This is a genomic window from Duganella sp. GW821-FHT01E12 (genome assembly GCF_059422325.1).
The window spans coordinates 684,662-709,147 of sequence record NZ_JBWKWR010000002.1 but is presented as its reverse complement, the minus strand read 5'-3'; the positions used below and the strand labels follow the sequence as shown (position 1 = coordinate 709,147).

General features: G+C 66.7%; 25 protein-coding genes. 10 read left to right on the top strand and 15 right to left on the bottom strand.

Annotated features, from left to right (window positions below):
* Positions 1-90: 90 nt before the first annotated feature.
* Positions 91-1,158: a lipopolysaccharide heptosyltransferase II gene (waaF, locus tag AC07WS_RS08420; RefSeq protein WP_494728602.1), complete on the top strand. Its 1,068-nt coding sequence runs from the start codon at positions 91-93 to the stop codon at positions 1,156-1,158.
* Between the two features lie 71 nt (positions 1,159-1,229).
* Positions 1,230-2,774, top strand: coding sequence for a GGDEF domain-containing protein (locus AC07WS_RS08415; RefSeq protein WP_494728601.1), 1,545 nt, complete (start codon positions 1,230-1,232; stop codon positions 2,772-2,774).
* Here AC07WS_RS08415 and AC07WS_RS08410 read toward each other — a convergent pair.
* The 4 genes from AC07WS_RS08410 to AC07WS_RS08395 all read right to left on the bottom strand — a co-directional run bounded on the left by AC07WS_RS08410 (position 2,771) and on the right by AC07WS_RS08395 (position 5,948).
* A complete protein-coding gene (locus tag AC07WS_RS08410; RefSeq protein ID WP_494728600.1) occupies positions 2,771-3,475 on the bottom strand; it encodes an alpha/beta hydrolase in 705 nt (234 codons plus the stop codon). The two genes, AC07WS_RS08415 and AC07WS_RS08410, sit on opposite strands and share 4 nt — an antisense overlap.
* Positions 3,476-3,491: 16 nt before the next feature.
* Entirely contained in the window at positions 3,492-4,145 is a 654-nt protein-coding gene (locus tag AC07WS_RS08405; RefSeq protein ID WP_494728599.1) for a hypothetical protein, read from the bottom strand.
* A 110-nt stretch (positions 4,146-4,255) separates the two neighbouring features.
* Entirely contained in the window at positions 4,256-5,149 is an 894-nt protein-coding gene (locus AC07WS_RS08400) for a dihydrodipicolinate synthase family protein (protein ID WP_494728598.1), read from the bottom strand.
* 19 nt (positions 5,150-5,168) lie between these two features.
* Entirely contained in the window at positions 5,169-5,948 is a 780-nt protein-coding gene (locus AC07WS_RS08395) for an aldolase (RefSeq protein ID WP_494728597.1), read from the bottom strand.
* Between the two features lie 95 nt (positions 5,949-6,043).
* Here AC07WS_RS08395 and AC07WS_RS08390 point away from each other — a divergent pair, with 95 nt between their 5' ends.
* Positions 6,044-6,580: a helix-turn-helix domain-containing protein gene (locus AC07WS_RS08390; protein WP_494728596.1), complete on the top strand. Its 537-nt coding sequence runs from the start codon at positions 6,044-6,046 to the stop codon at positions 6,578-6,580.
* Positions 6,581-6,673: 93 nt separating this feature from the next.
* A complete protein-coding gene (locus tag AC07WS_RS08385; protein WP_494728595.1) occupies positions 6,674-7,165 on the top strand; it encodes a hypothetical protein in 492 nt (163 codons plus the stop codon).
* 11 nt (positions 7,166-7,176) lie between these two features.
* Here AC07WS_RS08385 and AC07WS_RS08380 read toward each other — a convergent pair whose 3' ends face one another.
* A complete protein-coding gene (locus AC07WS_RS08380) occupies positions 7,177-8,373 on the bottom strand; it encodes a GGDEF domain-containing protein (RefSeq protein WP_494728594.1) in 1,197 nt (398 codons plus the stop codon).
* Between the two features lie 132 nt (positions 8,374-8,505).
* On the opposite strand from AC07WS_RS08380, the gene AC07WS_RS08375 reads away from it, so the two are divergent.
* On the top strand, positions 8,506-10,548 hold the full coding sequence (locus tag AC07WS_RS08375) for a LamG-like jellyroll fold domain-containing protein (RefSeq protein ID WP_494728593.1): 2,043 nt from the start codon (positions 8,506-8,508) through the stop codon (positions 10,546-10,548).
* Between the two features lie 21 nt (positions 10,549-10,569).
* Here the strand turns inward: AC07WS_RS08375 and AC07WS_RS08370 are convergent, their stop codons facing one another.
* The gene (locus tag AC07WS_RS08370; protein ID WP_494728592.1) at positions 10,570-11,343 is read right to left on the bottom strand and encodes a hypothetical protein; all 774 of its coding nucleotides are present in this window, start codon (positions 11,341-11,343) and stop codon (positions 10,570-10,572) included.
* Between the two features lie 143 nt (positions 11,344-11,486).
* Between AC07WS_RS08370 and AC07WS_RS08365 the strand changes: the two genes are divergently transcribed.
* On the top strand, positions 11,487-11,873 hold the full coding sequence (locus AC07WS_RS08365) for a hypothetical protein (RefSeq protein ID WP_494728591.1): 387 nt from the start codon (positions 11,487-11,489) through the stop codon (positions 11,871-11,873).
* Positions 11,870-12,352 carry a hypothetical protein gene (locus AC07WS_RS08360; protein WP_494728590.1) on the top strand — a complete coding sequence of 161 codons (483 nt, stop codon included), beginning with the start codon at positions 11,870-11,872 and terminating at the stop codon, positions 12,350-12,352. The genes AC07WS_RS08365 and AC07WS_RS08360 overlap by 4 nt, the downstream gene beginning before the upstream one ends.
* Before the next feature lie 20 nt (positions 12,353-12,372).
* Here AC07WS_RS08360 and rng read toward each other — a convergent pair whose 3' ends face one another.
* The 9 genes from rng to AC07WS_RS08315 are packed head-to-tail and all read right to left on the bottom strand — an operon-like array spanning position 12,373 to position 20,424.
* On the bottom strand, positions 12,373-13,839 hold the full coding sequence (rng, locus tag AC07WS_RS08355) for a ribonuclease G (RefSeq protein ID WP_494728589.1): 1,467 nt from the start codon (positions 13,837-13,839) through the stop codon (positions 12,373-12,375).
* Positions 13,840-13,883: 44 nt separating this feature from the next.
* Complete coding sequence (locus AC07WS_RS08350; RefSeq protein ID WP_494728588.1) at positions 13,884-14,504, bottom strand: Maf family protein; 621 nt, start codon at positions 14,502-14,504, stop codon at positions 13,884-13,886.
* An 11-nt stretch (positions 14,505-14,515) separates the two neighbouring features.
* Positions 14,516-14,986, bottom strand: a complete 471-nt coding sequence (rlmH, locus tag AC07WS_RS08345) for a 23S rRNA (pseudouridine(1915)-N(3))-methyltransferase RlmH (protein ID WP_008451768.1) — start codon at positions 14,984-14,986, stop codon at positions 14,516-14,518.
* 6 nt (positions 14,987-14,992) lie between these two features.
* The gene (gene rsfS / locus AC07WS_RS08340; protein ID WP_117011897.1) at positions 14,993-15,679 is read right to left on the bottom strand and encodes a ribosome silencing factor; all 687 of its coding nucleotides are present in this window, start codon (positions 15,677-15,679) and stop codon (positions 14,993-14,995) included.
* The gene (locus AC07WS_RS08335) at positions 15,680-16,339 is read right to left on the bottom strand and encodes a nicotinate-nucleotide adenylyltransferase (RefSeq protein ID WP_494728587.1); all 660 of its coding nucleotides are present in this window, start codon (positions 16,337-16,339) and stop codon (positions 15,680-15,682) included.
* Between the two features lie 2 nt (positions 16,340-16,341).
* Positions 16,342-17,256 (bottom strand): oxygen-dependent coproporphyrinogen oxidase, encoded by a 915-nt coding sequence (gene hemF, locus AC07WS_RS08330; protein ID WP_494728586.1) that lies wholly within the window; start codon positions 17,254-17,256, stop codon positions 16,342-16,344.
* 6 nt (positions 17,257-17,262) lie between these two features.
* A complete protein-coding gene (purD, locus tag AC07WS_RS08325; RefSeq protein ID WP_494728585.1) occupies positions 17,263-18,531 on the bottom strand; it encodes a phosphoribosylamine--glycine ligase in 1,269 nt (422 codons plus the stop codon).
* A 6-nt stretch (positions 18,532-18,537) separates the two neighbouring features.
* A complete protein-coding gene (locus tag AC07WS_RS08320) occupies positions 18,538-19,263 on the bottom strand; it encodes a YebC/PmpR family DNA-binding transcriptional regulator (protein WP_494728584.1) in 726 nt (241 codons plus the stop codon).
* A gap of 51 nt (positions 19,264-19,314) precedes the next feature.
* Positions 19,315-20,424 (bottom strand): glycosyltransferase family 9 protein, encoded by a 1,110-nt coding sequence (locus AC07WS_RS08315; protein ID WP_494728583.1) that lies wholly within the window; start codon positions 20,422-20,424, stop codon positions 19,315-19,317.
* 151 nt (positions 20,425-20,575) lie between these two features.
* On the opposite strand from AC07WS_RS08315, the gene AC07WS_RS08310 reads away from it, so the two are divergent.
* From AC07WS_RS08310 to AC07WS_RS08300, 3 genes are read left to right on the top strand one after another with little or no spacing between them, the layout of a single operon-like run.
* Positions 20,576-23,095 carry an alkaline phosphatase D family protein gene (locus AC07WS_RS08310; protein ID WP_494728582.1) on the top strand — a complete coding sequence of 840 codons (2,520 nt, stop codon included), beginning with the start codon at positions 20,576-20,578 and terminating at the stop codon, positions 23,093-23,095.
* A gap of 54 nt (positions 23,096-23,149) precedes the next feature.
* Positions 23,150-24,058 (top strand): DMT family transporter, encoded by a 909-nt coding sequence (locus AC07WS_RS08305; RefSeq protein WP_494728581.1) that lies wholly within the window; start codon positions 23,150-23,152, stop codon positions 24,056-24,058.
* 9 nt (positions 24,059-24,067) lie between these two features.
* A complete protein-coding gene (locus tag AC07WS_RS08300; protein ID WP_161084055.1) occupies positions 24,068-24,454 on the top strand; it encodes a methylglyoxal synthase in 387 nt (128 codons plus the stop codon).
* Positions 24,455-24,486: the final 32 nt, after the last annotated feature.

The following is a 24,486-nucleotide window of genomic DNA, read 5'->3' as shown; positions in this document are numbered from 1 at the left end:
GCATGGCCGGGCCCTTCCAGCGGTGCCTGCGGCTTGTGGCTGCGGCCGCGATGGGCGATAATCGAGCCGGCATGGGCCACCGGCCTGACGATGAAAGATTCCGTGTTACCAGATAAAACCGTCACCGCCGGGACCGCGCCGCGCACCCTGGTCATTTCCCCCAACTGGATCGGCGACGCCGTCATGGCCCAGCCCCTGTTGCAGCTGCTGCGCGCCGCCCATCCCGATCGCCCGATCGACGTGCTGGCGCCGCCGGCGGTGTCGCCCGTGTGGCGCCAGATGGCCGAGGTCGACGAGGTGCTGGAGACGCCGTTCCGCCACGGCGCGCTGCAACTGCGGGAGCGCTGGAAATACGCGCGCCTGCTGCGCCAACGCGGCTACGCCGACGCCTATGTGCTGCCCAACACCATCAAGTACGCGCTGATCCCCTGGCTGGCCGGCATCGGGCGCCGGGTCGGCTACAAGGGCGAGAGCCGCCACGGCCTGATCAATGTGATGCACCACGACGACACGCCGCCGCGGCCGATGGTGGCGTTCTACGCCGCGCTGGCCGGCGCGCCGCGGGCGCCGCTGCGCGCCGTTCTGCCGCGTCCGCGCATGGCGGTCGGCGCGGCGCAGATCGACGCGGTGCGCCAGCGCCACGGCGTCGACCTGGCGCGGCCGGTGGTGGCGTTCGCGCCGGGCGCCGAGTTCGGCGGCGCCAAGCGCTGGCCGGCGGCCCACTTCGCCGCGCTGGCGCAGGCCATCCTGGCGCGCGACGGCGCGGCCCAGATCGTGCTGCTGGGTTCGCCCAAGGACCAGACGGCCTGCGCCGAGGTGGCGGCCGGCATCGCCGGCGGCGCCGTGTTCAACCTGGCCGGCTCGACCAGCCTGGCCGAGGCCATCGCGCTGATCGCCGGCAGCGCCGCCGTGGTCGCCAACGATTCGGGCCTGCTGCACATCGCCTCGGCGCTGAACCGGCCGGTGGTGGCGCTGTACGGCCCGACCGACCCCGGCCACGCGCCGCCGTTTTCCGACCTGGCGGCGTCGCTGTCGCTGCGGCTGGCCTGCGCGCCGTGCAAGCAGCGCGAGTGCCCGCTGGGCCACCAGGACTGCATGGTCAAGCTGACGCCGGCGCTGGTCTGGCACAGCCTGCAACCCATGCTGGCCCCGCCTTGAACGGCGCGGCGCGCTGGAATTGCTGTATAAAGCAGGGATGCCCACGTCCCGTGCTCATCGGCTGACCCGCCATGTTTAAACGCTACACGATCACTTTCTGGGCCACGCTGTTTGTCGGCGTGGTGTGCCTGTCGCTGGTGGCGGTGGACGTCTGGCGCAGCCTGAGCGCGCGCGACGCCCAGCTGCTGGAGATGGAGCGCCTGACCTCCAACGTGGCGCGCGCGATGGCGCAGCACGCCGACGACACCATCAAGGCCGCCGACACCGCGCTGGCCGACATCGTCGAGCGCATCGAGACCGACGGCCTGGGCGCGCCGCAGCTGGAGCGGGTGCGGCGGCAGATGCAGGCGCACGTGGCCAACCTGCCGCAGCTGGCCGGCATGTTCATGTACGACGAGCGCGGCCATTGGCTGGTCAATTCGCCGGCCGTGCTGGGGGCCTCGCTCAACAACGCCGACCGCGAATACTTCCTGTTCCACCGCGACCACGCCGAACGCGGCCCGCACGTGGGCCAGCCGGTGATCAGCCGCACCAGCGGCAAATGGATCATCCCGGTGTCGCGCCGCCTGAACCGGGCCGACGGCAGCTTCGGCGGCGTGGTGCTGGCCACGCTGGACATCGACTACTTCCGCCGCTACTACCAGAGCTTCGACATCGGCGCGCGCGGCGCGGTGGCGCTGATCTCCAGCCAGGGCGTGCTGATGCTGCGCCGGCCGTTCGACGACAACCTGGTCGGCGTCGGCCTGCGCGCCAATCCGCTGTTCCGCGCCTACAGCGCGCAGCGCAGCGGCAGCGGCCTGTTCGTCTCGCCGTACGACGGCGAAGTGCGCTACAACAACTACCGCGCGCTGGAGCACTATCCGCTGTTCGTGACGGCCGCGCTGTCGCAGGAAGAGATGCTGGAGCACTGGCGCCACGACAGCTTCATGCGCTGGATCGGCGTGATCGTGCTGGCCGCGCTGCTGGGCTTTTTCGGCAAGCGGCTGGTGGACCAGATCAAGCTGCGCGAGCTGGCCGAGGCCGAGCTGCGCCAGGCGCGCGACGCGCTCGAGAGCGCCAACCGCACGCTGGAGCGGCTGGCCATGCAGGACGGCCTGACCGGGCTGGCCAACCGCCGCCAGCTCGACGTCACGCTGGGCAACGAGTTCAGCCGCGCGATGCGGCACCAGGACACGCTGGCCTGCGTGATGATCGACGTCGACTACTTCAAGCAGTACAACGACCTGTACGGCCACGGCGCGGGCGACGATTGCCTGCGCGCCGTGAGCAAGCTGATCCGCGCGCTGACGCCCAAGCGCGCCGGCGACGTGGTGGCCCGCTATGGCGGCGAGGAGATCGCCATCCTGATGCCCAACACCGGCCTGGACGGCGCGGTCGCGGTGGCCGAGCGCATCCGGCTGGCGATCGTCGCGCTGCAGACGCCGCACCGCGGCAGCCCGTTCGGCACGGTCACCATCAGCGCCGGCGTGGCGGCGATGGCGCCGCGCCGGGGCGATCTCGCCGGCCTGCTGGTGGAGACGGCCGACAAGGCGCTGTACGCGGCTAAGGCGGCCGGCCGCAACCGGGTCAGCGCGGCGGCCCCGCCGGCGGCCGACCAAGCCGACCAAGCCGGCTAACGCCCGCTCAGCTGGCGCAGCGCGGCGTGCGCCAGCGGCGGCGACACCAGATGGGCGCCGTCGAATTCCCCATACTGCACCGCGTAGCCCTCGCCGGCCAGGCGCACGGCGATGGCCTTGCCCCGTTCCACCGGCAGCACCCGGTCCTGCCGGCCGTGGGCGATGAACACGCGCGGCATGCCGACCCGCTGCAGCGGCGACATGAAGCCGGGCGAGAAGGCGAAGATGTCGGCGAACAGCTCGCCGTTCATCAGGCCGACCGACAGCGCGTACGAGGCGCCGTCGGAAAAGCCGCCGAGCGCGACGGCGTCGGCGGCCACGTCGTAGCGCTGCATGGTCCACAGCAGCAGGCGGTCGATGAAGGCCAGGTCGGGGCCGTAGCCACCGCGCAGGAAATCCCAGCTGGTCGACTGCGCCTCGGGCAGCAGCAGCAGGAAGCGCTGCTGGGCCGCGTGCGCCAGCGCCAGGATGTCGCCGCCGCCGTGCTGGCCGCCGGCGCCGTGCAGCATGACCAGCAGCGGCAGCGGCGCGTCGCCGTCCGGCGGCGGCACGTACAGGCGGGCGTGGCGGTCATGCGGGAAGGCCAGCCGGTGGACGCCGGCCGCCAGCGGCACCGGCGCCGGCTGCGCCCGCGCCAGGCCGGCGCGGGCATGCAGCCGCCCGTCGCTGTAGGGCGCGGGCGGAGTGGCGTCGGTAGGCATGGCGGCTCATTCGCGTTTATTTGCGCACGAAGGCGGTCAGCTCCCAGCTGTCGCGGTTGAAGATGCGGCCGGTCCAGTCGGTGTCGTGATAGTCGAGCTTGACGAAGTTGTTCACCTCCGGCGCGAACCACAGCGTCTCGGTCAGCTGGCCGCTGCCGCCGGGGCTGTTCGATTCCTCGCCGTGGTACAGCGCCTCCACCTCCAGCTTGAGCGCCTCGAATTCGCCGGCCGCCACCCTGATCTTTTCCCAGTTCAGCACCTTGCCCTTGATGCGGTAGCGCCAGTGCTTGCCGGACTTGGGATTGTCGCCGGTGGCGTCGGTGGTCCACTCCTTGCCGGGCGTCAGCGGGAAGGCGTAGCGGGCGAAGGCCGGCGCGAAGTGCATGGCGCCGCGGTCGATGGGATTCATCTCGGCGCTGAACAGCTGCCGGGTCACCAGGGCGCCGCTGGCGGCGCGCTTGATGTCCACGTGCACGCCGGCGGCGTCCACGCCGGTCACTTCCAGGCGGTTGAGGTTGCCCTTCGTGCCTTTCCACACATCGGTGTACTGGTAGGTCCAGGAATCGCCGACGGCCGGCGCCGGCGTCGGCACCGGGCCGTGTTCGTCCGCCAGCGCGAGTTGCGCCGCCAAGGTCAGTGCCAGTGCCGCCAGTATGTGCCGAGTCGCCATGCCGCCTCCGAAATGGTGTGATGAATATTACAATTATGCCATCACACGGCAAGGCGGCATGAGCGAAATCGTGCGCGCTGTGGCGCTGGCAAGACAGCGGCGGCGCCCGCTCAGCGCGGCCCGGCGTCCAGCGCGGCCAGGATGCCGGCCAGCGTGTCGCAGTCGGCCGCCGGCAAGGGCAGCAGCGGCGCGCGCGGCAGGCCGGCGTCGACGCCGCGCAGGCGCAGGCCGGCCTTGATGGTGGTCGGCAGGCCGCCTTTGACGATGAACTGCAGCAGCGGCAACTGGCGGTAGAACAGCGCGCGCGCCGTCGCCAGGTCGCCCGCCGCCACCGCCTGGTACAAGGCCAGCGGCAATTGCGCCTGCAAGTTGGGGGCGGCGGTGCACCAGCCGCTGGCGCCGGCCGCCAGCGCCGCCAGCGCCAGCGGATTGCTGCCGTTGAAGAACGGCACCTTGCCCTCGGTCAGTTGCACCAGGCGGTGCATGCGCTGGATGTCGCCGCTGCTTTCCTTCACCATCGTCACCGCCGGCACCTCGCGGCAGATGCGCGCGATCAATTCCGGCGTCAGGTCGATGCCGCTGGTGGCGGGATTGTTGTACAACATGATGGGGAGGTCGACCGCGTCGCCGATGGTGGCGTAGTGGCGGACGATCTCGTCGGCCGTCAGCTTCCAGTACGACACCGGCAGCACCATCAGCGCGTCGGCGCCGGCGTGCTGGGCGTAGCGCGCGCGCCGCACCGCGCCGCGCGTGGTCAGGTCGGAAATGCCGACCACGGTGGGCAGGCGCCGGTCCACCGCCTGCAGCGAGGCCGTCGCCACCGCCTCCCATTCCCGGTCGTCGAGATAGGCGCTTTCGCCGGTGCTGCCCAGCGGCGCGATGCCGTGCACGCCTTGCCGGACCAGGTCGTCGATCAGGCGCGCCAGCGTGGCCAGGTCGACCCGGTCGTCCGCGGTGAAGGGGGTGACGGGGTAGGCGATGATGCCTTTGAATACGGTGCTCATGGTGGTCTCCGGTGGGTGCTTAGGTCAGGCAGTCTTGGTGGGTGCGCAATGCGCGGCGGGCGTAGTACGCGAACGTCACTTGATCGCGCCGGGCGGTGGAGATCCAGTCGCGCGCCTCGGCCGCCAGTTCGGGCGGCAGCGGCTGGATGGCGCCGGCGGCCATCGCCAGCAGCTGCAGCCTGGCGGCGCGCTCGATCAGGATGGCCAGCAGGCAGGCTTGCTCGATGGTCGCGCCGACCACCAGCTGGCCGTGGTGGGCCAGCAGGATGGCGCGCTTGGCGCCCAGCGCGCCGGCGATGATCTCGCCCTCCTCGTTGCCGACCGGGACGCCCGGCCAGCGCGGCAGGAAGGCGCAATCGTCGAACAACGGGCAGGTGTCCATGTGCGAGATCTGCAGCGGCGTTTCCAGCATCGATAACGCGGCCACGTGGAGCGGGTGGGTGTGGATGATGCAGTTGACGTCCGGGCGCTGGCGGTAGATCCAGGTGTGGAAGCGGTTGGCCGGATTGGGGATGCCCTGGCCGGCCACCATCTGCAGGTCCTGGTCCACCTCGATCAGCTTGGCGGCGCTGATTTCGTCGAAGCCGTAGCCCAGCTGCTGGGTGTAAAAACGGCCCGGCTCGCCGGTGCGGCAGGTGATCTGCCCGGCCAGGCCGGAATCGTGGCCGCCGTCGAACAGGATGCGGCAAGTCAGCGCCAGCTTCTGGCGCGCGCTCCAGTCGCCGGGCTGGACATGGCGCTCCAGCCGTTGCTGCGCCAGCGACATCAGCTCCGCCTTGGACATGTCTTGGGTGTTCATCAAGGGGACTCCTTCGTGGGTAAATGACACGAAGTGAAGTATAGGACACAAAGTGTCATGGTGTACAATTATTTTTATCCCGGAGCCGAGCCCCTATGACTATTCGCCTGAAACTACTGAGAAAACAAAAAGGATGGACGCTGGAAGTGCTGGCGGAGCAGACCGGCCTCACCAAGAGTTATCTGTCGAAGGTCGAGCGCGGCATCAGCGTGCCCTCGATCGCGGTGGCGCTGAAGCTGGCCAAGGCCTTGCAGGTGAGCGTGGAGGAGCTGGTGTCCGAAGGCCGCAACGCGGAGCTGATCTGCGTTACCCGCGCCGCCGAGCGCGTCGCGATGGATGGCGGCCACGCGGTGGAGAGCATCGCGGCCAACCTGGCGCCCAAGCAGATGCTGCCCTTCATGCTGCGCCCGCCGATGGACTTCGTGGCGTCGGCGTTCAAGGAGCACGAGGGGGAGGAACTGCTGTTCGTCCACAAGGGCAGCATTGAAATCGAATTCCCCAACCAGCTGGTGCGGCTGGAGGAGGGCGATTCGATCTACTTCAACGCCGTGATCCCCCACCGCACCAGAAGCCTGGGAGCGCGCGCGGCGGAAGTGCTGGTCGTGGTCGGCAGCGGGGACGACGCGGCCTGAGCAAGTTGGCCGCCAGGGTCAGCGTTGAGCGGCACACGCCGCGCCGGACGATGCTAGCATGGTGTCATGGCCGCACTCAAGCACAGGTACCCAATGAAAGTCATCCGGATTATCACCAGCATCGCGCTGCTCGGCGCGTTCTCCGCCGCGCACGGCGACGAGGCCGCGGCCAGGCTGCACGCCCTGAACGACGCCGAACTGCGCGGCGTGTCGACGCCGATCCCGGCACCGGCGCCGCGCCCGCCGGCGCGCTCGCTGCACCGCAGCCTGTTCCCGCTGCTCGGCCTGTTCGGCGGCCTGGGCGGCAGCGACGTCAGGAGCGCCGAGATGGGCACGGTGCTGTTCCCGCTGCTGGGCGTGCTGAACGCCGACGTGACGGCGCGCGACGTGGTGTTCGGGCCGAACGGCAGCGCGCCGCGCCTCAACGCGGACGGTTCCGTCAACCTGGCGCTGCCGGCGTCGATCGGCGAACTCGATCTACAAAACATCCGCACCGGCGTCAACGACAACGCCAATTTCGGTTCGGTGCAGATCCGCGGCATCGACCTGAGCCGTACCGTGATCACGGTCGCGCCGACCCGCTGAGGCGGCGCGGCTCAGCCGGCATGCTCCAGCGTGGGGTGGTCTTGCCCGGGTAGTTGATCCAGCGGCGGCCGGGCCAGGCGCACGGCGTTGCGGCCCTCGTGCTTGGCCGTGTACAAGGCGGCGTCGGCTTGCGCCAGCAAGGTGGCCACGTGCGGCTCGCCGCCGGCGATGCAGGCGCAGCCGATGCTGGTGGTACAGGCCGGCAAGCCGGCTGCGCCGCTCTGCTGCTCGACCGCCTGGCGCACCCGCTCGGCGACGATGGCGGCGCCCTGCAAATCATTGTCGGGCAACAGGACGATGAACTCCTCGCCGCCGTAGCGGCCCAGCGTGTCGATCGAACGCAGCGCCGATTTGACGGTCGCCGCGAACTGGGTCAGCACCTGGTCGCCGACCACGTGGCCATGGCGGTCATTGATGCGCTTAAAGTGGTCTATATCAAGCAGCAGGATGGAGAACACGCGGCCGGTGCGTTGCCAGCGCGCCACTTCGCCCTCGAACGCCTGCATGATGGCGCGCCGCGACGCGGCGCCGGTGAGCAGGTCGACATTGGCCAGGCGTTCGAATTCCGCCCGCACCCGTTCGCTCGCCAGCAGCACCAGGCCCAGGCAGGTGACCATGCCGCCCACGCTGAACGAGCTGAGGTAGAGCATCTGGATCCAGGTCGCGCCATAGCGGCTGGCGTCGGCGGCGTCGATGAAGGGCGCGCTGCCCGCGCGCAGCAGCAGGATGGCGCAGCGCGCCAGCAACAGCACGGCGAGGAAGCGGCCGGCAAAGCTCAGGCCGTGCCGCCAGTGCAGCGAGGCGTGGACGCCGGTGTAGACCGTCATCGCCAGCGCGAAGACCATGACCCGCACCCGGTAGTCCGGCCAGGCCAGCATGAAGCAGGCGATCACGCCCAGCACGGCCAGGGTGAAGGCGAGCCAGCGGCGGCCGTTGAGCGGATGTTCATAAAACGCGGCGGTGCCGAACAGGTTCAGCGCGGCGCTGGCGAAGGCCAGCGAGTTGCCCAGCATGGCCGCCAGCGCGGCCGGCAGCATGCCGTCCAGGCCGTACGCGAGCGAGGAGGCGCCGCCCACGATGGGCGACAGCGCCCACCACAAGGTGCCCTGGATACGGCGCGGATAGTAATGGCGCATCCCCAGCAGCACGAAGGCCATAAGCAAAGCCATCATGCCGGTGATGGAGTTGATGGTGCGGAGGTCGAGCATGACGCCACTGGGTTGGTTGTGATGGCTGAGCATTATACGCAATCGAAAATGCCGGCCGTACCGCACGCCTTGTCATCTGCAAGTCATGCTGGGCCTTTAGCATGGGCGCTTTCACATTGCTGAGGGCGTGACATGGAAAAGATGCGTGAAGGCGGTGCGCAGGATGCACAACGGCGGTCCTTGCTCAAACTGGGGCTGGCATCGGGCCTGTCCGCCGGCGGGCTGCTGGCCGGCTGCGGCGGCGACAGCGCGGCCGCGCCGGACACCCGCATCTCCAGCTTCGCGCTGGCGGTGCTGCCGGACACGCAATTCTATTCGCGCTATGCGACCTCGTCGGAAAACAGCCAGTACGAACGCCACTACGGCAACGAACCCTACGCGGCGCAGACCAATTGGGTGGCGCGCAACGCGCAGGCGCTCAACATTCCCTTCCTGATCCACCTGGGCGACGTGGTCGACCAGGTCGGCAAGCCGGAACAGTGGAAGGTGGCCGACGGCGCCATGCAGGTGCTGGAGGCGGCCAAGCTGCCGTACTCCATCCTGGCCGGCAACCACGACGTGCTCAATGACATCGACTTCGACAGCGACCCCGGCAAGGGCACCGACGCCCAGCGCGTGCTGGCCAACGAGCCCTACCTGCAATGGTTCGGCACCAGGCGGGCGCAGCGCCAGGCCACCTTCGGCGCGCGCGACAGCACCGGCTTCCACGAGTACCACATCTTCACGGCGCAGGAGCAGCAGTTCCTGGTGCTGTCGCTGTCGTGGCGCATCTCGGACGCCGGCATCGCCTGGGCGCGCAAGGTGCTGGCCGACCATCCGACCTTGCCGGCCATCCTGGTCAACCACCAGCTGCTCAACATCGCGCCGGACGCGGTCAGCCCGCTGGAAACGGGCTACGGCAAAATGCTGTGGGAAAAGCTGATACGCGATAACGACCAGATATTCATGACGCTCAACGGCCACCACCACGGCGGCGCGCGCCTGACCAAGACCAACGACTTCGGCAACGCGGTCGAGGAAATGGTGGTCGACTACCAGATGGCCTACCAGGGCGGCAACGGCCTGATGCGCCTGTACGAATTCGACCTGACCAACAACCAGATCAAGGTGCTGTCGTTCTCGCCGTGGGTGCCGATGAAGCCGGCCGACACGCTGAACGCCTTCGACCGCGCGGTGCTCACCGAGAGCAACCACAGCTTCACGATCGACATGAACTTCGCCAAGCGCTTCGCCCGCTTCAACAGCGGCTTCGGCGTGGGCAAGGCGACGGTCGCGTCGTCGCTGGTGGAGCAGGCCAGGGCGCTGGTGCTGAAGGGCTACACCGAGCCGGCCATCGTCGCGCCGGTGCTGCCCAAGGACGCGGACGACTATCCGAAAGTGGCGTCCACGGTGGCGCACTGGCGCTTCTACGGCGGCAGCGACGGCGCGCCGGTCGCGCCCGGCACGCGCATCGCCGACGTGACCGGCGCCAATCCGCTGGTGCGCGACCAGCTCAACCAGGGCGGCATCGTCGGCGCGGCGGCCGGCGACATCGTCTGGAGCAGCGACCATCACCGCCTGTCGTCGGCGCCGGGTTCGGTCGGCTTCCTCAACACCGACAAGAACGCGCCGCGCCTGAGCTACTTCCTCACCGACGCCACGGCCGCGATCAACGCGCAGACCTTCGCCACGACCGGCTACACGATCGAAGCCTTCATCAAAATCAACCCGGCGTGGGACAAGGCCAAACATGCGTGGATGAACATCATGACGCGCGACGGCAAGCGCGGCGGACTGGCCGGCTTCGACGGCGGCGACCCGGAATCGCCGCCGCTGCTGTTCGCCATCTCCAGCCTGCGCGAGGTGCAGTGGGAAGTGGTGCCGGACGTCGGCGGCCAGCGCGACGCCATGGCCAGCTGGTCGGGCGAAATCATCGCCGGCAACTGGGTGCACATCGCCATCGTCAACGATCCGGCCACGCACGACACCGTCATGTACGTGGAAGGCGCGCCGGTGCTGCGCAACAGCAGCCATGTGGTGGGGCTGGCGAGCTTGTCGGCGTCGTCGCCGTGGGTGGTGGGCGGCGGCTCGTGGGACGGGGCGCGGGCCGACGGCTTCTTCGGCAACATCGGCGAAGTGCGCGTGGCCGGCGCGGCGCTGCCGCCCGGCCAGTGGCTGACGGCGCGCCGCGGTTAAGCGCCGCGCCGGTCGCCTACATCAGCGGACGCCGACGAAGGCCGAGGAGCTGGTGCGCGCCTGGTTCAGCAGCGCGATGACCAGCTGCCGCGGGCCGGCGGAGGTGGGATAGTCGACCGCCAGGCCGCTGAGCGATTGTCCGGGCAGGACGCAGGGCGCGGGACCGTAGGTGAGGGCGACATCGAACGCGTTCTTGCCGGAGCTGCGCGGCGTGAAGCTGCCGCTGAAGGAGCAGCCGCCCGACACGGCGGTGAAGCTGCCCGTGGCCGAAATGGTGAAGGTGTTGGCGAAGCCGCGCAGCGAGGTCAGGTTCCAGACGCCGGCGATGTCGGCCAGGTTCGCTGCGGTGTTGTAGTTGTACACCGCGCTCGATAGCGGCGTGCCGTTGAAGGTGACCGTGTTCGCGCCTTCGGTCAGCGTGCCGTTGAAGCTGGTGTTCGCGATATACGAAGCGCTGAGCGAGCCGGACAGCAACTGGCCGGCGGCGGTCGCGTCCCTGACGTCGCTCGCGGTGAAGCTGCCGTTGCTGGAGCTGCCATTGCCCTGCACGAAGCCGGCCAGTGCGAACGCGCCGCCGGTGGTGTTGCCGTACAGCGTATAGAACTGATCGTTCTCCAGCACCACGGTGAAGTGCTGGCTGCCGTTCGAGTAGCTGCCCGAGTAGGCGCCCTGCGCGCTTGGCGCCGGTGTTGGCGCGGCCGGACTTGTACCGCCGCCACCACCACCGCCGCCGCATCCGGCGAGAGCAAGAAAGAGCGCCGCCATCGGCGCGAAGGTCGATTTTTTTCCAGTCATGCCATCCTCTTTTGTTTTTTCAAGGAAACTTAAGTGTAACGGCATGTTTTTGCATTTGGCAACTAAAAGCTGCGGTGCTGCTTGGCTGAGCGCAGCGGTTCGCGCATGGCTAGCGGGAGGGCTGGCGAACAGGAGCCTTAAACTTGGTCAAGAGACGCCGCCCCTTTCGATGGCAGCATGGCCTGTCATGGGAACCCGCAGCCAACACATATCTTTCGTCGATTCAAAGTACGGCGCTGGAGGAAATGAAGCACTACGGCATAGAGCCGATGCATATGATCCGATTCGAGATGGAGAGTGTTGCCACCAAAGTTCTGGACTTGACCAAGTTTGATATGGCTTCAAAATATGGCTATGTCGGAGGCCCTATCGGCTTGGATACACAGGCGTTAGGAGTCATTGCACGGAAAGATGGGTACAACGTCATCCGCTACTATTCGGAGCGGGACACTGGAAAGATCAACGATGCCATTATTGATGACTACAATGATGTTTTGAGAGCCTGGATCGTTACGCCGGTGAGAATATGAAACTTGTATTGTTTGAGTACCGATGCAGGTCTTGCGGGGGAATTTTTAAGGCTCCGCAGGTGAGTCCGCGCGCGTATGGTGAATTTTTGCTTCGTAAGAAGAACTCATCGGCGCTCAGGTATCTGGACGCAATCAATAGCAGCGTCTATTCCGATGTCGCGCGGGAGATCAAGATCAGCGCGGAGACGAATGGATTGAACGAGACGCAGCGATCCGACGTTTTGCAGGCGATTTTTGGTGTTGTTGCTTGCGATCCCGACGCGGATGGTCAACCCTTTCATGTGGGGCTGATGCCATGCTGCCCCCATTGCAATGACCGCGATGCTCTGTCTTGGAAGATCAGCGATCCGATTGAATTCGTGGAAATCGAGGTGCCTCCGGCGTCGTTCTCCGTTTGGCACGGGCTCAAGCCGAGCGAGCGGACAACAAGAATCCTGGACAGCGTGCGAAAATTTTTGCCCAAGACGAGGGTCGCCTAGCTTTACCACGCATCCGACTCTTACATCAAGATGACGTCGTACTGCTCCTGGTGATAAGCGGTCTCCACCTGCAGCGAAATCTTCTTGCCGATGAAATCGCCCAGCATCGCCAGGTGCTGCGATTCTTCTTCCAGGAACATGTCCACCACCTCCTGCGAGGCGAGGATGCGGAACTCGCGCGGGTTGAACTGCTTGGCTTCGCGCAGCAGTTCGCGCAGGATCTCGTAGCAGATGGTGCGCGAGGTTTTCACCTGGCCCTTGCCGCTGCAGGCCGGGCACGGCTCGCACAGGATGTGCGCCAGCGATTCGCGCGTGCGCTTGCGCGTCATCTCCACCAGCCCCAGCGCCGAGAAGCCCGACACCGACACCTTGGTGCGGTCGCGCGACAAGGTCTTCTTCAACTCCTGCAGCACGGCGTTGCGGTGCTCGGTGTTCTCCATGTCGATGAAGTCGAGGATGATGATGCCGCCCAGGTTGCGCAGCCGCAGCTGGCGCGCGATCGCGTGCGCCGCCTCCAGGTTGGTCTTGAAGATGGTGTCGGCGAAATTGCGCCCGCCGACGAAGCCGCCCGTGTTGACGTCGATGGTGGTCATCGCCTCGGTCTGATCGACGATCAGGTAGCCGCCGGACTTGAGGTCCACGCGCCGCCCCAGCGCGCGCAGGATCTCCTCCTCCACGCCGTACAAATCGAACAGCGGCCGTTCGCCCGTGTAGTGCTGCAAACGCGGCAGCACGCCCGGCGTGTAGGCCAGGCCGAATTCCTGCAGCTTCAGGTAGTTCTCGCGCGAGTCGACCTGGATGGTGGCGGTGTCGTCGTGCACGAAGTCGCGCAGCACGCGCTGGGCCAGGCTCAAGTCCTGGTGCAGCAGCGTGGTGGCAGGTTTGGTCTTGGCGCCGTGCAGGATCGCGCCCCAGGTCTTGCGCAGGTATTCGACGTCGGCCGCGATGTCGGAGTCCGACGCGTCCTCGGCCTGCGTGCGCACGATGTAGCCGCCTTTTTCCTCCGGCGGCAGCAGGCTTTGCAGGCGCGCGCGCAGCGCCTCGCGTTCGGATTCCTTTTCGATCTTCTGCGAGATGCCGATGTGGGCGTCCTGCGGCAGGTAGACCAGCATGCGGCCGGCGATCGAGATCTGGGTCGACAGGCGCGCGCCCTTGGTGCCGATCGGGTCCTTGATCACCTGCACCGTCAGCACCTGGCCGTCGAACAGGATTTTTTCGATCGGGGTCGGCGCCGCGTTCTGGCCGCCGTCGTGCGGGCGGGCTTCCCAGATGTCGGCCACGTGCAGGAAGGCCGCGCGCTCCAGGCCGATGTCGATGAAGGCCGACTGCATGCCGGGCAGCACCCGCACGACTTTGCCCGAATAGACATTGCCTGCCAGGCCGCGCGTAAGCGTGCGTTCGATGTGCAGCTCTTGCACGGCGCCCTGCAGGATGAGGGCGACCCGGGTTTCCTGCGGGGTGATGTTGATCAGGATGTCTTCGTTCATGCTCGGCTTCTGTATGGGCTGTGAACGACGATCATACACGCCGCTCAGGGCAGCGGCAAACCCGCCTGGCGCAGCAGCTGCACGGTTTCGTACAGCGGCAGGCCCATGATGCCGGAATGGCTGCCGGTGATGTGTTCGATGAACGCCGCGGCCGGGCCCTGGATGCCGTAGGCGCCGGCCTTGTCGTAGGGTTCGGAGGTGGCGCAGTAGGCGGCGATGGCGGCAGGCGACAGCACGCCGAAGCGCACCTCGGACACCTGCGTGACCTGGCCGGCGAAATCGGCCGAGTGCGCGGCGATCGAGGTCAGCACCTGGTGGGTGCGGCCGGACAGCTGCTGCAGCATGGCGATGGCTTCGTTGGGCGTGGCAGGCTTGCCGAGGATGGCGCCGTCGATGGTGACGGTGGTGTCGGCCGCCAGCACCACGCGCGGCGCCATGCGGCGCTTGACCACCAGGTCCGCCGCGAAGGCGGCCTTTTCACGCGCCACGCGCGCCACATAGTCGAGCGGCGCCTCGCCGGGCAGCACGTCCTCGGTCACGTCGGGGCCGCGCGGGCCGTCGCTGCGCAGCAGCAGCAGTTCGAAATCGATGCCGACCTGGCGCAGCAGTTCGCGCCGGCGCGGGCTTTTGGAAGCGAGGTAAATCTTTTTGTCGACCGGTTTCATATGGTTTTGTTTTAAACGCGGTGATACGGATGGTTCTGGGTGATGCTCCACGCACGGTACAGCTGTTCCGCCAGCATCACGCGCACCATACCATGCGGCAGCGTCATGCTGGAAATGCGGATCAAGCCCTCGGCGCGCGCCTTCAGCTCGGGATCAAGGCCGTCGGCGCCGCCGATCAGGAAGGCCGTGTCGCGGCCGTCCTGCTGCCAGGCTTCCAGCTGCTGCGACAGGCCGACCGAGGTCAGGTCCTTGCCGCGTTCGTCGAGGGCGATGATGCGCACGGACTTGGGCAGCGCCGCCTCGATGCGCTCGCGTTCGAGCGCCATCGCGGTGGCGGCGGTCTTGCTGCCCGAACGGTCGACCGGCTTGATTTCCTTGAGCACGATCTTCAGTTCCGGCGGCATGCGCTTCGCGTATTCGGCGAAGCCCGTTTCTATCCAGGCCGGCATTTTATGGCCGACCGCAGCGATGATCAGCTGCATGCCCGATTACTCTTCGACTTTTTTGATGCGCTTGATGACGGTCTTGACCGGCGCTTCGTCGGCCTTAGGCTTGGCGACCTTGCGCTTAGGCGGCAGGGCCTTCAGCGCTTCGGCGGCGGCGACGGCGGACTTGGTCTTGCCGACCTTGATGGTTTTACCGGCTGGCACAGCGGCTGCCTTCTTGGCGGCCGGCTTCTTCGCGGCGGCCGGCTTGGCGGCGGCGGCTTTGCGCGCAGGGGTTTTCTTTTCGATGACCGGGGAGGCGTCGACGGCTTTTTTGCCGGCGGCCAGGTGGCTGCTGACTTTCTTCGGTGCGTCGGCTTCCTCGCCTTCCTTGGTCGACTTGCGCTTGGCGGCGCCCAGCTTGACCGGCTTGTCGCCCCAGATTTCTTCCAGGCGGTAGTAGGCGCGGATCGGCGCCTGCATGATGTGGACAATCATGTCGCCCAGGTCGACCAGCACCCATTCACCGGTGTCCTCGCCTTCCATGCCGTAGACGTCGCCGCCGGCGGCCTTGACCTTGTCGCGCACCGAGGCGGCCAGCGCCTTGGTCTGGCGATTGGAGGTGCCGGATGCGATGGCGATCCGGTCGAACAGGCTGGTCAGATGGGTGGTATCGAACAGGGCGATGTCTTGGGCCTTGACGTCTTCGAGGGCGTCAACGACGAGGGATTGCAGTTTTTTGATGTCCATTTAGCTTTTGTATAGATTGTGTTGTTCAATATAGTCTAGCACTAGCGGCGGGATAAGCGAGTTTGCCGATTCCCCCCGTTGTAATGCCGCACGTATTTCGGTGGCGGAGATATCCACCGCGAAGTCTTGTGCCAGATAAGTCAGACCGTGCGGCGTGTTGCGGATTTGTTCAGGCGTTCCCAGACGGCGGGAAAACGCCTCGGCCACTGCCGGCGGAAGGCCGGCGGTGGCCAGGTTAAAGCCAGGGCGGGCCGCTACGCAGATATGGGCGTAGTCGAACAGCGCCTGCCATTCATGCCAGGTGTCGAGCCGTTGCAGCTGGTCGGCGCCCATCAAGAAGCTGATGGAGGCCGACGGGCCCATTTCGGCGCGCACCTGGCGCAGCGTGTCGATCGTGTAGGTGGCCTGTCCCTGCGCGCCGCGGTCGATTTCCTGCATATCGACCACGACGTCGTAGGCGGCGCCGGCAAAGGCCAGCGCCACCATCTCGGCGCGCTGCTGGGGCGTCGCCTTCAGGGTGGACTTCTGCCATGGCAGGCCGGCGGGGATCACGCGCAACTGGTCTACCTGCAGCAGCTGCGCGAAGTGCGCGCCGAGTGCGACATGACCGTGATGCACCGGATCGTAGCTGCCTCCCAGCAGTGCGATGCGGCAGGCCATCGTCACGCGGCGAGCCAGTCGCGATGCGGCAGGAAGTCGCTGTACAGCGCCGCCTCCGGGCTGCCCGCTTCGGGCTCCCAGCGGTAGCGCCATTTGACGATGGGCGGCATCGACATCAGGATCGCCTCGGTGCGGCCGCCCGACTGCAGGCCGAACAGCGTGCCGCGGTCGAACACCAGGTTGAACTCGACGTAGCGCCCGCGGCGATAGGCCTGGAAGTCGCGTTCGCGTTCGCCGTACGGCGTGTCCTTGCGGCGTTCCAGGATGGGCTGGTAGGCCTTGAGGAAGGCGTCGCCGACGCTCTGCATCATGGCGTAGCTTTGCTCGAAGCCCGCTTCGTTGTAGTCATCGAAGAAGATGCCGCCGACGCCGCGCGCTTCCTGGCGGTGTTTCAGGTAAAAATACTCGTCGCACCACTTCTTGAAGCGCGGGTGCAGGTCGCCGCCGAACGGCGCCAGCGCGTCGGCGCAGGTTTGGTGGAAGTGCTTCACGTCCTGCTGGTCGCCGTAGTAGGGCGTCAGGTCCATGCCGCCGCCGAACCACCACGCCGGTTCGCCGCTGGCGGTGGTGGTGGTGAAGAAGCGTACGTTCATGTGCACCGTCGGCGCATACGGATTGCGCGGATGGATCACCAGCGACACGCCCATCGCTTCCCACGGCTGGCCGCCCAGGTCCGGGCGGTGCGCGGACGCCGACGGCGGCAGCTTGGCGCCCATCACGTGCGAGAAGTTGACGCCACCGCGTTCGATGACATTGCCTTCCTCGATCAGGCGCGAAATGCCACCGCCGCCCTCGGGCCGTTCCCACGCGTCGCGCAGGAAGGGCTTGCCGTCGACGGCCTCCAGCGCCTGCACGATGCGGTCTTGCAGATCGAGCAGGTAGGCCTTGACGGCGCCGGGGTTCGGAAGGGACGACATCTGGTCCTAGTGCTTCAGGCCGCGCCAGCCGATGTCGCGGCGGCACTGCATGCCGTCGAACGAAATCTGGTCGACCACTTCGTAGGCCTGCTTCTGGGCGATCTTGATGCTGTCGCCCAGGCCGACCACGCACAGCACGCGGCCGCCGGTCACCTGCAGCTGGCCGCCCACTTCGGCGGTGCCGGCGTGGAAGGTCACCGATTCCGGCGTCTCGGCCGGGATGCCGTCGATGACGGCGCCCTTCAGCGGCGCGTCCGGATAGCCGGCCGCTGCCAGCACCACGCCGACGGCGGTGCGGCGATCCCATTCCAGCTCGACCTGGTCCAGCGTGCCGTTGACGGCGTGTTCCATCACCGCCACCAGGTCGGTCTTCAGGCGCGACATGATGGGCTGCGTTTCAGGGTCGCCCATGCGGCAGTTGAATTCCAGCGTGCGCGGATTGCCCTGGGCGTCGATCATCAGGCCGGCGTACAGGAAGCCGGTGAAGACAATGCCGTCCTTCGCCATGCCGGCGATGGTAGGGTTGATGATCTCGCGCATCACGCGGGCGTGCATGGCCGGCGTGACGATCGGGGCAGGGGAGTACGCACCCATGCCGCCGGTGTTCGGGCCTTCGTCGTTGTCCTTGAGGCGCTTGTGGTCCTGGCTGGTGGCCAGCGGCAGGATGTTTTTGCCGTCGCACATGACGATGAAGCTCGCTTCCTCGCCGGCCAGGAATTCCTCGATGACGATGCGCGCGCCGGCATCGCCGAAGCGGTTATCGGCCAGCATGTCGTCCACCGCCTGGTGGGCTTCCTCCAGCGACAGCGCCACCACCACGCCCTTGCCGGCGGCCAGGCCGTCGGCCTTGATGACGATGGGCGCGCCGTTGGCGTCGATGTAGGCGTGCGCTTGCGCCACGTCCGAGAAGGTCTGGTACTTGGCGGTCGGGATGCCGTGGCGCTGCATGAAGGCCTTGGCGAAGTCCTTGGACGACTCCAGCTGGGCCGCTTCCTTGGTCGGGCCGAACACCTTCAGGCCGCGCGCGCGGAACAGGTTGACGATGCCGCCGGCCAGCGGAGTCTCCGGGCCGACCACGGTCAGGCCGATGTGCTCCTGCTCGACGAAGGTCGCCAGTTCGTGCAGGTCCGTGATGTTGACGTTGACCAGGCGCGGATCGCGCGCGGTGCCGCCGTTGCCGGGGGCGACGTAGACCATCTGGATGCGTTCCGATTGCGCCAATTTCCAGGCCAGCGCATGTTCACGGCCGCCGGAGCCGACTACCAATATTTTCATAAATCCTCAGTCTTCGATCAGCGTGTTGGAATAGACTTCCTGGACATCGTCCAGTGCTTCCAGCGCGTCCAGCAGTTTTTGCATCTTGACGGCGTTGTCGCCGGTGAAGACGGTCTCGGTGGCCGGCTTCATGATGATCTCGGCCACTTCGGCCTTGAAGCCGGCCGCTTCCAGCGCGTCCTTGACGGCGGCGAAGTCGTGCGGGCCGCACAGCACTTCGAAGCCGCCTTCGTCGTCGGCCACCACGTCCTCGGCGCCCGCTTCCAGCGCCACTTCCATCAGCGCGTCCTCGTTGGTGCCGGGCGCGAACAGGAACTGGCCGCAGTGCTTGAACATGAAGGCCACCGAGCCTTCGTTGCCCATGTTGCCGCCGTTTTTGTTGAAGGCGTTGCGTACCTCGGCCACGGTGCGCACGCGGTTGTCGGTCATGCAGTCGACGATGACGGCCGCGCCGCCGATGCCGTAGCCTTCGTAGCGGACCTCCTCATAGGCCGCGCCGTCCTCGCCGCCAGTGCCGCGGGTGATCGCGCGTTGCACGTTATCCTTCGGCATATTGGCGTCGGCCGCCTTGTCCACGGCCAGGCGCAGGCGCGGGTTCGAATTCAGGTCGCCGCCGCCCATGCGCGCAGCCACGGTGATTTCCTTGATGAGACGGGTCCAGATCTTGCCACGCTTAGCGTCGGTAGCTGCTTTTTTGTGCTTGATATTGGCCCATTTGCTGTGTCCAGCCATGTTCGGTCTTCCTTCGGCGGTAAGTCATTGGTGTGCGGTGAGGGCGGTATTCTAGCATAGGGGCCAACTCAAAACCTTTTCCATCACCTCTGGCAGCTCGATTTTCGTCACCCACGCGTCCATTTCCTTGACCAGGATGACGGCGCTGTTTTCCTGGTCGATCGGCACCCATTCCGGGTTGTTCTGGCGCATCAGGGCGATCACCGGCACGTGCACGGCGTTCGCCAGGTGCATCACGGCCGTTTCCACGGTGATGATCAGGCTGCACAGGCTGAGCACGGCCGGCAGCTGGAAGAAATTGTCCACCGCCGAGAACAGGTAGGTGTCGGGCGGCGCCAGGCGGTCGTACAGGGCCTGGGCGTTCGCCATGTCTTCCGGCACAACGTTGACAATAAAGCCAGCTTCGCGCCACTTGGGCTGGGCGCGCATCTGCTCGATCAGCTCGAAGGCGCGCTCCAGCGGCCAGCAGCGTTCCTCGCCCTTGGAGTAGGCGTTGATGAAGACCACCTGCGGCGGCAGCTTCCATGTGGCGAATTGATCGCGCGCATAACGCATCCACTGGTCGGGGATCTGGATGGTCGGGTAGCGGTCGGCCTTGGGGATGTCGATGCCGAAGGCGGTCTGGAACCATTGCGCGTAGATGTCGCTCACGTGCGGCACGTCGCGCTCCTGCGACTCGTACAGCGGCATGGTGGCGTTGAACTTCAGGATGCTGAGCTTCTTGGACAGCTCGAAGAAGCGGTACTTCTGCTTCTTCAGGCCGACGATGAAGCCGCGCGGGCTGATCTCGCGGGTCAGGCGCGCGTAGCGGTGGCAGGCCATGTGCGTGAGCGAGACGACCAGCGGATACTCCTCGCGCTGCGCCTTGGCGATCGATTGCGCGTGCAGGGCGGGGCTGTAGTTCTGGCTGTAGGTGTGGTCGATGTACGGGCTGGCGTGGAGCCAGTCGTACAGCGAGTAGTTCTTCAGGTGCGGCCAGTCCTCCGGGTTGTCCGAGCGCCGGCGTTCGTCGACCCACAGGTGGATCTGCAGGTGGGGGTGGGCTTGCTTCAAGGCGCGAAAGCACATTTGCATGTAGGTGAAGTCGCCGATCGCCATGTGCGTGACGATCAGGATCTTGTCTGCTTTCGCAAGCAGTGGTGCGGGTATCAGTTGTTTCATTTCGCGAGCTTGCCGGTATTGAAAAAAATTAAGATAGTTTAAGACGGTAACACGACGCCAGGCTCTAGAGGCTGGCCTCCACTTTTTGTAGAGATACTGTCATATCCTCCTGCTACGATTTTCTTTTACATAACTAAAAAGCGGAGCAGACATGGATAGGCGGCAGTTTCTAAAATTCGGCAGTTTTGTCACGGTATCGGTGGCCTCTGGCGCCGGCCTGAGCGCCTGCGGCGGCAGCAGCGCGGCCCCCGGCAGCGACCTGCCACCGGCCAGCGGCGCGTGGAAATTCCCGCAAAGCGTGGCGTCCGGCGATCCGCGCGCCGACAGCATCATGCTGTGGACCCGCGCCGTGCCGGCTGCGGCCGACAATGTCGCTGCCGCCACCGGCAGCGATACCGCCATCCGCCTGGTCGTGACCGCTGTGGATAATAGCAGTTCGCTGGGCGGCAATACGGCATTGAGCGGCGCCACCGTGGCCGACGTGACCCTGCCGTTGCAGGTCAAGTACGACAACACCGTGCGCCACAAGCTGACCGGCCTGTCGGCCGGCACCACCTACTACTACCAGTTCGTCGCCGGCGACAACCGTTCCAACGTAGGCCGCTTCAAGACCGCGCCGGCGGTCGACGCCGACGTCTCGCAGCTGCAGTTCGCCTACATGACCTGCCAGGACTGGAGCGTCAACCACTGGGGCGCGATGAGCAGCATCGCGGGCGAGAACCTGGACTTCATCGTCCACCTGGGCGACTACATCTACGAGACCGTGGGCGACTCCTTCCAGCTGGGCGCGGTCGAATCGCGCCACGACGCGCTCACGCTGCCGGACGGCGCCTTCAAGAGCGGCACGTCGGGCGCCAAGTACGCCACCACGCTGGCCGACTACCGCTACCTGTACAAGAAGTACCGCACCGACAGCCGCCTGCAGGCGCTGCACGAGCGCTTCGCCTTCATCGCCATCTGGGACGACCACGAGTTCTCGGACGACGCCTGGCAGGATGCGCAGACCTACGACGGCAGCTTCAACGCCGACGGCTCGGACCTGCACCAGAGCGGCCGCCGCCGCAACGCCAACCAGGCGTGGTTCGAATACATGCCGGCCGACGTAGACCTGGACACGGCCACCGCCAGCTTCCAGAACATCAAGATCTACCGCGACTTCCAGTTCGGTAAGCTGATGCAGCTGGTGATGACCGACGAGCGCCTGTACCGCGCCGACCACGTGATACCGGAATCGTCGGTCAACCCGGCCACCGGCCAGCCGCTGGGCCGCATCGGCTCGCGCTATCTGGTGCCGCAGGACCTGTTCAACACGGTCGAGGCGCAGAAGATGGCCGGCGGCACCACCATTGGCCTGGAGCCGCTGGCCACCGTGACCATGCTGGGCACCACCCAGCGCCAGTGGTGGATGGACAAGATGAAGGCCGCCACCGCGACTTGGAAACTGTGGGGCAACGAAGTGTCGCTGCTGCGCATGGGCCTGAACGGCGTAGACGCCATCGCGACCCTGCTGGCGCTGAACGCGGTGCCGACCATCGCCGCCTCGATCGGCAGCACGGCCGCCGCCGTGGGCGGCAACTTCCCGCTGGCCTCGGCGATCGTCGCGGCGGCCACCGCGGGCGCCGCGGCGGCCGTGGCGCAGCAGGGCGGCGGCGCGATCATGCAGGCCTACGGCGCCGCCGGCAGCACGCCGGAAGCGCAGGTCGGCGCCGGCGTCAAGGCCGGCCTGACGGTGGCGCAGGCCACCATTGCGGTGGCCGCGTACACCCGCGTGTACCTCGCCGGCAGCGGCGTGGTCGCCGCGACGCCGGCCGCGCTGGCCGGCACCGGCGCGCAGACCATCGCCTTCGGCTACATCAAGCAGGACATCCAGGCCAAGAAGATCGACTCGCCGTTCGTGGCGGCATCGGGCAAGAAGGCGGCGCTGGCGCCGTTCTTCACGCGCTTCCTGCTCAACTGCGACCAGTGGGACGGCTACAACAGCGAACGCAAGGCGCTGATGTCGCACCTGAAGGCCAACAGCATCGGCAACGTGGTGGCGATCACCGGCGACATCCACGCCTTCTTCGCCGGCACCGTCAGCGACGATTTCGACGCCACCGGCGGCGGCACGCCGGTGATGGTGGACCTGGTGTCGGCCGGCATCAGCTCCGATTCGTTCTTCAGCTACCTGCGCGACGCGGCGTCGGCGCTGGGCGACATCGCCACGCTGGTGTCGTACCCGCTGGCGATCCCGGTGACCGGCCTGGGCACCTTGAACGTCTCGATCAACCTGCTGGACTACACCATGGGCAAGGCCGCGCCGACCGTGGCCAGCATGCTGGAGCAGATCCGCGTGCAGGTGCGCGGCGCGCTGGGCGCCAAGGGCTTGCCGGAGGCGCAGCTGGACGCGACCACCAGCGCGGTGCTGGCTGGCCTGCAGGCCAGCAGCGATTTCAGCGTCTCGCTGCTGGCGCTGGCGCAGCAGCTGTCGGGGCTGGGCAACAACCCGTGGATCAAGCATCTGAACACCGACGCGCAGGGCTACACGCTGGTCACGCTCACGCCGGGCAAGATGGTGGCGCAGTTTAAGCAGGTCAACAAGCTGGTGGGCGCGAGCGCGCCGGCCAGCGTGGTGGCCCGCGTGACCACCGCCACCGTGACCGCCGGCTCGGCGGCCGTGGCCATCAGCTAAGCGTAAAACAAGGCGCCGCCAGCGGCGCTGTCCGTTTGCCCGTACAATTCCGGTATGGAAAAAAGCATCACGGACAGCGCGCCGGCGCGCGCCGCCTATCTGGGCGGCTTGGGTATCGCCATCGGCGGGGCGGTTCTTTTCTCGACCAAGGCGGTGGTGGCCAAGCTGCTGTACCGCTATCACATCGACGCCGTCACGCTGATCGCCTTCCGCATGATCTTCTCGCTGCCGGTGTTCGCCGCCATCGCGCTGTGGAAGATGCGCACCGAGGCGCCGCTCTCCAGCAACGACCGCTGGCGCCTGATCGGCCTTGGGCTGGTCGGCTACTACCTCTCCAGTTTCCTCGACTTCCTCGGCCTGCAGTACATCTCGGTCGGCCTCGAACGGCTGATCCTGTTCCTGACGCCCACCTTCGTGCTGCTGATCTCCTCCACGCTGCTCAAGCAGCACATCAGCCGCAGGCAGTGGCTGGCGCTGCTGATCTCCTATTGCGGCATCGTGTTCGTGTTCCTGCACGACCTGCACAGCGGCAGCCGGAACGTGGTGCTGGGCGCCTTGCTGGTCACCGGCTCGGCCGCCGCGTATTCGGTCTACCTGCTGCTGTCGGGCGAGATGGTGCGCCGGCTCGGCGCGCTGCGGCTGGTGTCGTACGCGATGTGCGTCTCCAGCGCCGCCTGCATCGGCCAGTTCTTCCTGCTGCGGCCCGCCTCCGGCCTGATTCAGCCGCTGCCGGTGTACGGCCTGTCGCTGGTCAACGGCATCCTGTGCACCGTGATGCCGGTGTTTATGACCATGGCCGCCGTCGAGCGCATCGGCGCCGGCACCGCCTCGCAGGCTGGTATGATCGGCCCCGTTTCAACGTTGTTTTTGGGCGCGCTGCTGCTGGGCGAGCCCGTCACGTCCTGGCAGTTGGGAGGCACCGTGCTGGTGCTGGCCGGGATTTATCTGCTGTCAAAAAAATAGGATCAAGACATGAAAACCCGCATTGCCCTGATTGCCCACGACAAGAAAAAAGACGACATGATCGCGCTGGCCGCCGAGTACAAGGACTTCCTGGCCACCTGCACGCTGACCGCGACCGGCACCACCGGCGGCCGCCTGATCAACGAGCTGGGGCTGACGGTGGACCGCAAGCATTCGGGCCCGTTCGGCGGCGATTTGCAGATCGGCTCCATGCTGGTCGAAGGCGAGATCGACTGCGTGATCTTCCTGCGCGATCCGATGACGCCGCAACCGCACGAACCGGACATCAACGCGCTGGTGCGCGCCTGCGACGTGCACAACACGCCGTGCGCCACCAACGTCTCGTCGGCGCACCTGGTGCTGTCGCAGCTGCAGCTGCGCGCCGCCACGGCCTGACCGGCGCTACACTTTTTTCGTATCCCGCACAT

What these genes read in the sequence shown, in the direction of transcription:
- waaF (WP_494728602.1), top strand. Translation starts at nt 91, where the DNA reads ATGAAAGATTCCGTGTTACCAGATAAAACCGTCACCGCCGGGACCGCG.
- AC07WS_RS08415 (WP_494728601.1), top strand. Translation starts at nt 1,230, where the DNA reads ATGTTTAAACGCTACACGATCACTTTCTGGGCCACGCTGTTTGTCGGC.
- AC07WS_RS08410 (WP_494728600.1), bottom strand. Translation starts at nt 3,475, where the DNA reads ATGCCTACCGACGCCACTCCGCCCGCGCCCTACAGCGACGGGCGGCTG.
- AC07WS_RS08405 (WP_494728599.1), bottom strand. Translation starts at nt 4,145, where the DNA reads ATGGCGACTCGGCACATACTGGCGGCACTGGCACTGACCTTGGCGGCG.
- AC07WS_RS08400 (WP_494728598.1), bottom strand. Translation starts at nt 5,149, where the DNA reads ATGAGCACCGTATTCAAAGGCATCATCGCCTACCCCGTCACCCCCTTC.
- AC07WS_RS08395 (WP_494728597.1), bottom strand. Translation starts at nt 5,948, where the DNA reads ATGAACACCCAAGACATGTCCAAGGCGGAGCTGATGTCGCTGGCGCAG.
- AC07WS_RS08390 (WP_494728596.1), top strand. Translation starts at nt 6,044, where the DNA reads ATGACTATTCGCCTGAAACTACTGAGAAAACAAAAAGGATGGACGCTG.
- AC07WS_RS08385 (WP_494728595.1), top strand. Translation starts at nt 6,674, where the DNA reads ATGAAAGTCATCCGGATTATCACCAGCATCGCGCTGCTCGGCGCGTTC.
- AC07WS_RS08380 (WP_494728594.1), bottom strand. Translation starts at nt 8,373, where the DNA reads ATGCTCGACCTCCGCACCATCAACTCCATCACCGGCATGATGGCTTTG.
- AC07WS_RS08375 (WP_494728593.1), top strand. Translation starts at nt 8,506, where the DNA reads ATGGAAAAGATGCGTGAAGGCGGTGCGCAGGATGCACAACGGCGGTCC.
- AC07WS_RS08370 (WP_494728592.1), bottom strand. Translation starts at nt 11,343, where the DNA reads ATGACTGGAAAAAAATCGACCTTCGCGCCGATGGCGGCGCTCTTTCTT.
- AC07WS_RS08360 (WP_494728590.1), top strand. Translation starts at nt 11,870, where the DNA reads ATGAAACTTGTATTGTTTGAGTACCGATGCAGGTCTTGCGGGGGAATT.
- rng (WP_494728589.1), bottom strand. Translation starts at nt 13,839, where the DNA reads ATGAACGAAGACATCCTGATCAACATCACCCCGCAGGAAACCCGGGTC.
- AC07WS_RS08350 (WP_494728588.1), bottom strand. Translation starts at nt 14,504, where the DNA reads ATGAAACCGGTCGACAAAAAGATTTACCTCGCTTCCAAAAGCCCGCGC.
- rlmH (WP_008451768.1), bottom strand. Translation starts at nt 14,986, where the DNA reads ATGCAGCTGATCATCGCTGCGGTCGGCCATAAAATGCCGGCCTGGATA.
- rsfS (WP_117011897.1), bottom strand. Translation starts at nt 15,679, where the DNA reads ATGGACATCAAAAAACTGCAATCCCTCGTCGTTGACGCCCTCGAAGAC.
- AC07WS_RS08335 (WP_494728587.1), bottom strand. Translation starts at nt 16,339, where the DNA reads ATGGCCTGCCGCATCGCACTGCTGGGAGGCAGCTACGATCCGGTGCAT.
- hemF (WP_494728586.1), bottom strand. Translation starts at nt 17,256, where the DNA reads ATGTCGTCCCTTCCGAACCCCGGCGCCGTCAAGGCCTACCTGCTCGAT.
- purD (WP_494728585.1), bottom strand. Translation starts at nt 18,531, where the DNA reads ATGAAAATATTGGTAGTCGGCTCCGGCGGCCGTGAACATGCGCTGGCC.
- AC07WS_RS08320 (WP_494728584.1), bottom strand. Translation starts at nt 19,263, where the DNA reads ATGGCTGGACACAGCAAATGGGCCAATATCAAGCACAAAAAAGCAGCT.
- AC07WS_RS08315 (WP_494728583.1), bottom strand. Translation starts at nt 20,424, where the DNA reads ATGAAACAACTGATACCCGCACCACTGCTTGCGAAAGCAGACAAGATC.
- AC07WS_RS08310 (WP_494728582.1), top strand. Translation starts at nt 20,576, where the DNA reads ATGGATAGGCGGCAGTTTCTAAAATTCGGCAGTTTTGTCACGGTATCG.
- AC07WS_RS08305 (WP_494728581.1), top strand. Translation starts at nt 23,150, where the DNA reads ATGGAAAAAAGCATCACGGACAGCGCGCCGGCGCGCGCCGCCTATCTG.
- AC07WS_RS08300 (WP_161084055.1), top strand. Translation starts at nt 24,068, where the DNA reads ATGAAAACCCGCATTGCCCTGATTGCCCACGACAAGAAAAAAGACGAC.